Annotated in this window: 8 protein-coding genes, 1 tRNA gene and 1 other annotated feature; of the genes, 8 read left to right on the forward strand and 1 reads right to left on the reverse strand. The window is 39.3% G+C overall.

The features are described 5' to 3' along the window. Positions 1–29: 29 nt before the first annotated feature. Positions 30–197: a hypothetical protein gene (locus tag F6K40_RS38180; RefSeq protein ID WP_293144903.1), complete on the reverse strand. Its 168-nt coding sequence runs from the start codon at positions 195–197 to the stop codon at positions 30–32. Positions 198–248: 51 nt separating this feature from the next. Here F6K40_RS38180 and rplS point away from each other — a divergent pair, with 51 nt between their 5' ends. The 8 genes from rplS (at position 249) to rplL (ending at position 5,524) form a co-directional block, all read left to right on the forward strand. Continuing rightward, positions 249–632: a 50S ribosomal protein L19 gene (rplS, locus tag F6K40_RS38185; protein ID WP_293144923.1), complete on the forward strand. Its 384-nt coding sequence runs from the start codon at positions 249–251 to the stop codon at positions 630–632. Positions 633–736: 104 nt separating this feature from the next. Continuing rightward, positions 737–809 (forward strand) — tRNA-Trp (locus tag F6K40_RS38190). 393 nt (positions 810–1,202) lie between these two features. Further along, positions 1,203–1,427, forward strand: a complete 225-nt coding sequence (secE, locus tag F6K40_RS38195; RefSeq protein WP_293144906.1) for a preprotein translocase subunit SecE — start codon at positions 1,203–1,205, stop codon at positions 1,425–1,427. Then, positions 1,424–2,098: a transcription termination/antitermination protein NusG gene (gene nusG / locus F6K40_RS38200; RefSeq protein WP_293144909.1), complete on the forward strand. Its 675-nt coding sequence runs from the start codon at positions 1,424–1,426 to the stop codon at positions 2,096–2,098. The genes secE and nusG overlap by 4 nt, the downstream gene beginning before the upstream one ends. Beyond that, on the forward strand, positions 2,098–2,523 hold the full coding sequence (gene rplK / locus F6K40_RS38205) for a 50S ribosomal protein L11 (protein ID WP_293144912.1): 426 nt from the start codon (positions 2,098–2,100) through the stop codon (positions 2,521–2,523). Before nusG ends, rplK begins: the two co-directional genes overlap by 1 nt. A gap of 349 nt (positions 2,524–2,872) precedes the next feature. Continuing rightward, the gene (gene rplA / locus F6K40_RS38210; RefSeq protein WP_293144915.1) at positions 2,873–3,589 is read left to right on the forward strand and encodes a 50S ribosomal protein L1; all 717 of its coding nucleotides are present in this window, start codon (positions 2,873–2,875) and stop codon (positions 3,587–3,589) included. Positions 3,590–3,731: 142 nt separating this feature from the next. Beyond that, positions 3,732–3,878 (forward strand) — a sequence feature (ribosomal protein L10 leader region). A gap of 444 nt (positions 3,879–4,322) precedes the next feature. Continuing rightward, the gene (gene rplJ, locus F6K40_RS38215) at positions 4,323–4,895 is read left to right on the forward strand and encodes a 50S ribosomal protein L10 (RefSeq protein ID WP_293144918.1); all 573 of its coding nucleotides are present in this window, start codon (positions 4,323–4,325) and stop codon (positions 4,893–4,895) included. A gap of 227 nt (positions 4,896–5,122) precedes the next feature. Then, the gene (rplL, locus tag F6K40_RS38220; RefSeq protein WP_293144920.1) at positions 5,123–5,524 is read left to right on the forward strand and encodes a 50S ribosomal protein L7/L12; all 402 of its coding nucleotides are present in this window, start codon (positions 5,123–5,125) and stop codon (positions 5,522–5,524) included. Positions 5,525–5,942 lie beyond the last annotated feature (418 nt).

The following is a 5,942-nucleotide window of genomic DNA, read 5'->3' on the forward strand; positions in this document are numbered from 1 at the left end:
CATTCGCAGCACGGACTAAATTTGAGGGTTTAAGAATGTCCTAACCACTTACCTATCTTCAAGACCTTAGTATTTCCCACCCTCCCCACACTCCCCACACTCCCCACACTCCCCACACTCCCCACACTCCCCACCCTCCCCACACTTCCCACACTTCCCACACTCCCCACACTCCCCACCCTTCCCACCCTTCCCAAACTCCCTATTCCTTGGTATATAATAGTAGATTGTGAGTTTGAAAAAGTATGATGAAAGCCCAAGAAATAATATCCGCAATTGAAGCTGAAGAAATAGAAAAATTCCAGCAAGGCTCGAAAAAGAAAATTCCTGCACTATATGTAGGTGACACTGTAAAAATCGGAGTCAAAATTATAGAAGGAGGAAAAGAACGAGTCCAGCCCTACGAAGGTACTATTATTGCCATGCGGAATGGAGGTATAAACGAAACCATTACAGTTCGTCGTGTTTTTCAAGGTGTAGGGGTAGAACGGGTATTCTTGATCCATTCTCCTAGGATTGCTAGTGTTAAATTGATTCGTCGGGGTAAGGTGCGTAGAGCTAAACTCTACTACTTGAGAGATCGTGTTGGTAAGGCCACTCGCGTGAAGCAAAGATTCGATCGTCCTTTATAGTTTGTTTCAAAAAGAATCTCAAAAATTTTCTCCCACTTGATAGAAAGTTATGTTAAACTAAAAAAAGTCGAGGCTGATTAGATTACATCTAACACCTCAACTATGCGCTCTTAGTTCAGTTGGTAGAACGCAGGTCTCCAAAACCTGATGTCGGGGGTTCGAGTCCTCCAGGGCGCGCTGAATTAGTGAAAAATTTTCTCTGATGTATACCATGTATCCCGTGGTTAGATATTCGCTGAGCCCGACGAGATACTAATAGGGCGACGAAGATAGAATCCAATACTATTTCCCAAATTTAGTGCGGAATGTAGGTTACAACTATTTAACTAAGTGAAGCCTAGTAAAGAGTAGCTCTAAAGCTATGGCGGAGAGTATTTTAAAGAATTTCTAAATAAATATATGCCCGGAGGTAAGTTCTATACATTGGTATATGTAGAGGTTTGGTCAGTAGATGGCTTTTGAAACACTACAGGCCGAGGCTTCAAGTTGGGATATTTACGATTATATTCGTTATACTGTAAGTGTGAATGATAGAAGAATATCACAAACTTAGGGGGGAAATAAATTATTGTGGCCAAAAAAGAGGAAATAAGAGTACAAGAAAGTAAAGAAGGTTTAAGTCCTGTAACTTTTTTCCAAGAAACAAAACAGGAACTAGATAAAGTAGTATGGCCAAGCAGAGAGCAATTAATAAGTGAGTCTGTAGCTGTACTATTGATGGTTATTCTATCAGCAACAATCATTTACCTAGTAGATGAGTTCTTTAGTTGGGCAGCTGGGGTGGTGTTTGGATGAAATTATATTCAGAAGAAACACAAGAGACAACACAATCAGAACAAGTAGAAGAAAAAACTAAAGAGTTTGCTAAAGGAGAATTGCGATGGTACGCAGTACAAGTCGCCTCTGGATGCGAAAAACGGGTTAAGACTAATTTGAGCCAGCGTATTCAAACTCTTGATGTTACAGATAAGATATTGAAAATAGAAATTCCTCATATACCTGCAATTAAGCTTCGTAAAGATGGTAGTCGCCAACATAGTGAAGAAAAAGTTTTTCCTGGGTATGTATTGGTACAAATGAAGCTCAATTGGCATGAGGAACAGAAAGAATGGAGAATTGATGATGAAGCATGGCAGGTTGTCAAAAGTACCCCAAATGTGATTAACTTTGTAGGGGCTGAACAAAAGCGTAGCTACGGAAGGGGTCGCGGTCATGTTAAGCCACTACCTCTAAGTTCTTCAGAAGTAGAGAGGATCTTTAAGCGCGCTCAAGAACAAGAGCCAGTGCTAAAAGTAACAGTGGCAGAAGGAGACCACATTACGGTACTTTCAGGGCCATTTAAAGACTTTGAAGGTGATGTGATTGAGGTAAGTCCAGAAAGAAGTAAATTGAAGGCGCTATTATCCATTTTTGGACGTGATACGCCGGTAGAATTAGAGTTTAATCAGGTAGAAAAGCATAAGTAATGGCAAAAAAAGTCGTGGCAGTTATTAAGTTGGCTATTACGGCAGGAAAGGCTAACCCTTCTCCGCCGATCGGTCCAGCTTTAGGTCAACATGGTGTGAATATTATGGCGTTTTGCAAGGAGTATAACGCTAAAACTGCAGACCAAGCTGGTACAGTGGTACCAGTAGAAATCTCGGTTTATGAAGACCGTAGTTTTACCTTTGTTCTGAAGACTCCCCCTGCAGCAGTTTTAATCAAAAAAGCAGCAGGGGTAGACCGTGGTTCAAGTGAACCACATAAGACAAAGGTAGGGTCTATTACTCAAGCTCAACTCCAAGAAATTGCTCAAACAAAAATGCCAGACCTCAATGCTAATGACATTGATGCTGCAATGAAAATTGTGGCAGGTACAGCAAGAAATATGGGTATTACGATTACTGATTAATGAATTTAATTAATCAATTTCTAATTCCCTATTTCAAATTTAACTTTCTTGGCGGGAAGTCCCGCGCTCTCCCGCAGGGGAGCGTCGTATGGGAAAGCCAGGGCAAGGATTCGGATACCTTCATAAGCTAACGTTCATATCCCCAAGACACAAGCTAGGAGCATTTTGTTATTATCGATGTCAATACAGGGGGAGGACATCACCTCTGTCATGCGCAGCGGTCAGGGTTTCCCAGACGCTCAGAATCCCTATTTTTTCGCCAAAGGGCAACGTCGGGAGTATGTCAAAGTAAAAGTAAAAAATATTAGGGGGAGAAGCAGAGCTTCGTTAAGTACCCCAGGAGGATTAAATGGGAAAAAAAGTCTCTCGTAGATTGCAAGAATTGAAAAAAAAAGTGGAAGAGCGACCTTATGAACCACAAGAGGCACTCCAACTTTTAAAAGAAACGGCTACGGCAAAATTTCCAGAAGCAGCAGAAGCTCATATTCGTTTAGGGATAGATCCTAAATATACAGATCAACAACTACGAACTACGGTAGCCTTGCCGAAGGGGACTGGTCAAACTATCCGAATTGCTGTTATTGCTAAAGGTGAGAAAGTTAATGAAGCTCTAGCAGCAGGAGCAGATTTAGCAGGTTCAGAAGAGCTAATCGAACAGATTAGTAAAGGTATGATGGAATTTGATCGGTTAATTGCTACGCCAGATGTGATGCCTCAAGTAGCTAAACTAGGTCGTATACTAGGTCCTAGAGGTTTAATGCCATCTCCTAAAGGCGGTACTGTAACTTTTGACCTGGCACAGGCAATTGACGAATTTAAAGCTGGTAAGTTAGAATTTAGGGCAGACAGAACTGGTATTGTTCATGTTATGTTTGGTAAAGCTTCTTTTTCTGCAGAAGATTTACTGATAAATTTAAAAGCTCTACAAGAGTGTATTGATCGGAACCGTCCTTCTGGAGCAAAGGGTCGTTATTGGCGTACTATATTTGTATCGGCAACGATGGGGCCTTCAATTGAAATTGAAGTTAGTAGTTTGCGGGATTTAAAATTGGCTGAAGCAGCTTAATTTAACTAGCTATCAGCTTTTAGCAATCAGCAATCAGCTTTAGCTCTGCTTCTATAAGTACGATTGTTTACCAGTAGTAATTTGCTTCTAAATAAAAAAACAATCTTGCTGAGTGCTGAGTGCTGACTATTTTTTTTACTAAAAAATCAAAATCGAAGAGCTGTAGACAGCAGGTGCTAATAGCTTAATTTCCTGCCGAGGTTCAAGAGTTAATTATTCAAAGATAACAATGGAGGGTTTTGTAAAAGACCCTAATTTGATTGCTTAATTTGGATTTTATAATTCTTAAGCCCTGGCAGATACCAAAATCTGTCGGGGTTTTTGATTTTGGCATTGCTGAGAAGCAGAATGAATATATAGATCATGCTGTGCAAACAAGCAGTTTTTTTACTAGAAAATGTCTAAGTATTATTAGAACATTGCTAAGGAATGAGAATTACAGCAGTTTCGGAGGCCCGTGAGGTACAAAGCTTTACTATTTGTTAAAAGCTGGAAACCTGTTAGTAATGAGTGGCAGTTCAACCTTCCAGGTTGTTACAGCCTTGAAGGCTGTGTTACAATGTTCCTCACTATCCTCATGCATTGCTGTAAATAAGATCCAAAGTTTTTGACGAGAAGTATTGCACTGAAATACTTCTGTGCAGGAAATCTAGAAGTTAACAAATCCTCATTCCTAAATTCTGAAAATTAGCTAGATATAACTGCTGACTTCTCACTTCTCATTAAGATAAATATGGGCAAAACTAAAGAACAAAAACAGGAAATGTTGGCAGATCTCAAGCAAAGCTTGAGTGAAAGCCAGCTAACCCTGGTGATTGATTATCAAGGATTATCTGTTGCTGAGATAACAGACTTGCGCAGGAGACTAATACCTACAGGTAGTGTTTGTACAGTTGCTAAAAATACTTTGATGGGAATTGCCGTTAAAGAAGATAGTAACTGGCAACCTATGGAACAGTTACTGGCAGGTTCTAATGCTTTCCTATTCTTGAAGGACGATATTGGTGGTGCGATTAAGGCATACCAAGACTTCCAAAAAGCCACCAAGAAAACTGAATTTAAGGGTGGCGTTATGGAAGGGCGTCTGCTGAATCAAGATCAAGTTAAAGCGATCGCCGATCTGCCATCTAAGGAAGAGTTACTTGCTCAAGTGGCTGGTGCTCTTAATAGTGTAGCTACTAAATTAGCTGTTGGCCTCAATGCTGTACCTACTCAGCTTGCTACTGGTATTAATGAAGTTCCTGCTTCTGTAAGTAGACTTATTCAAGCAATCTCAGATAAAGAACAACAAGGGGATACTGCTTAATTATAGTGACACGCTGATGGGAGCTTTCTCCTGGGCGATGTACAAAAGTAATCTTAGACTTGGTTTGAGCATTTAGGAATGTCTGCGCTTTTTGCTGCGACTGCTATTCCCAAAAACGATTTTTTTGGCTGATATTTGATAGAACAGATGACTAAAGTTCAGATAATAAATAGTCAAAATTATCGCCAACAAATAATTGTAAATTAACAACAAATAGGAGATTAATAATGTCTGCAAAAACTCAAGAAATCCTTGAACAACTTAAGTCACTTTCTCTACTAGAAGCATCTGAGTTAGTAAAAGAAATTGAAGAAGCTTTTGGTGTTAGTGCTGCTGCAACTGGTGGTGGTATGATGATGCCGATGGCTATGCCAGGAGCACCTGGTGCAGCAGCAGCAGAACCAGAGGAAGAGCAAACTGAATTTGATGCAATTCTTACTGAATTTCCTTCAGACAAGAAAATTGCTATTCTGAAAATAGTCCGGAGTATTACAGATTTGGGTCTGAAAGAAGCAAAAGAGTTGGTGGAGTCTGTACCTAAGGCACTGAAAGAAGGAATTACCAAGGAAGCTGCTGAAGATATCAAGAAACAATTAGAAGAGGCAGGAGCTAAGGTAGAAATTAAATAGTTATCTTTGGGAAAATATTTAGTGGATGATATTCACTATAAAATTAGACAAATTTCTCTATAAACTTAGAGAATATTGATATTTTTTTAAAGCCTGTATCATTGATATGGGCTTTTTATTTGGAAATCATAGGAGTTTTGATTAACATAGAATACAACTATTAGACCTATAACTAGAGTTTAGACTAAATTTATAGGATATTCAAATAATCTCTCATATTATAGCAATTCCCAAGAAGCGTGAGGTACAAAATTCCTTGGTTTTAGGGAACAGGGAACACTTAACTGGGAACAGGGAATAGGGAATAGGGAATAGGAAAAAATTAAGATAGGTGTACCTCACGATTGCTGAGAAATGCTATATAACATTTTCAAAAAAGAATGTTAGGAATAGTAAGGGCAATAAAAATAATTTTAAC

The sequence above is a fragment of the Okeania sp. SIO3I5 genome (genome assembly GCF_010672085.1).
Classification (GTDB): domain Bacteria; phylum Cyanobacteriota; class Cyanobacteriia; order Cyanobacteriales; family Microcoleaceae; genus Trichodesmium.

What these genes read in the sequence shown, in the direction of transcription:
- rplA (WP_293144915.1), top strand. Translation starts at nt 2,873, where the DNA reads ATGGGAAAAAAAGTCTCTCGTAGATTGCAAGAATTGAAAAAAAAAGTG.
- rplJ (WP_293144918.1), top strand. Translation starts at nt 4,323, where the DNA reads ATGGGCAAAACTAAAGAACAAAAACAGGAAATGTTGGCAGATCTCAAG.
- rplL (WP_293144920.1), top strand. Translation starts at nt 5,123, where the DNA reads ATGTCTGCAAAAACTCAAGAAATCCTTGAACAACTTAAGTCACTTTCT.
- rplK (WP_293144912.1), top strand. Translation starts at nt 2,098, where the DNA reads ATGGCAAAAAAAGTCGTGGCAGTTATTAAGTTGGCTATTACGGCAGGA.
- rplS (WP_293144923.1), top strand. Translation starts at nt 249, where the DNA reads ATGAAAGCCCAAGAAATAATATCCGCAATTGAAGCTGAAGAAATAGAA.
- nusG (WP_293144909.1), top strand. Translation starts at nt 1,424, where the DNA reads ATGAAATTATATTCAGAAGAAACACAAGAGACAACACAATCAGAACAA.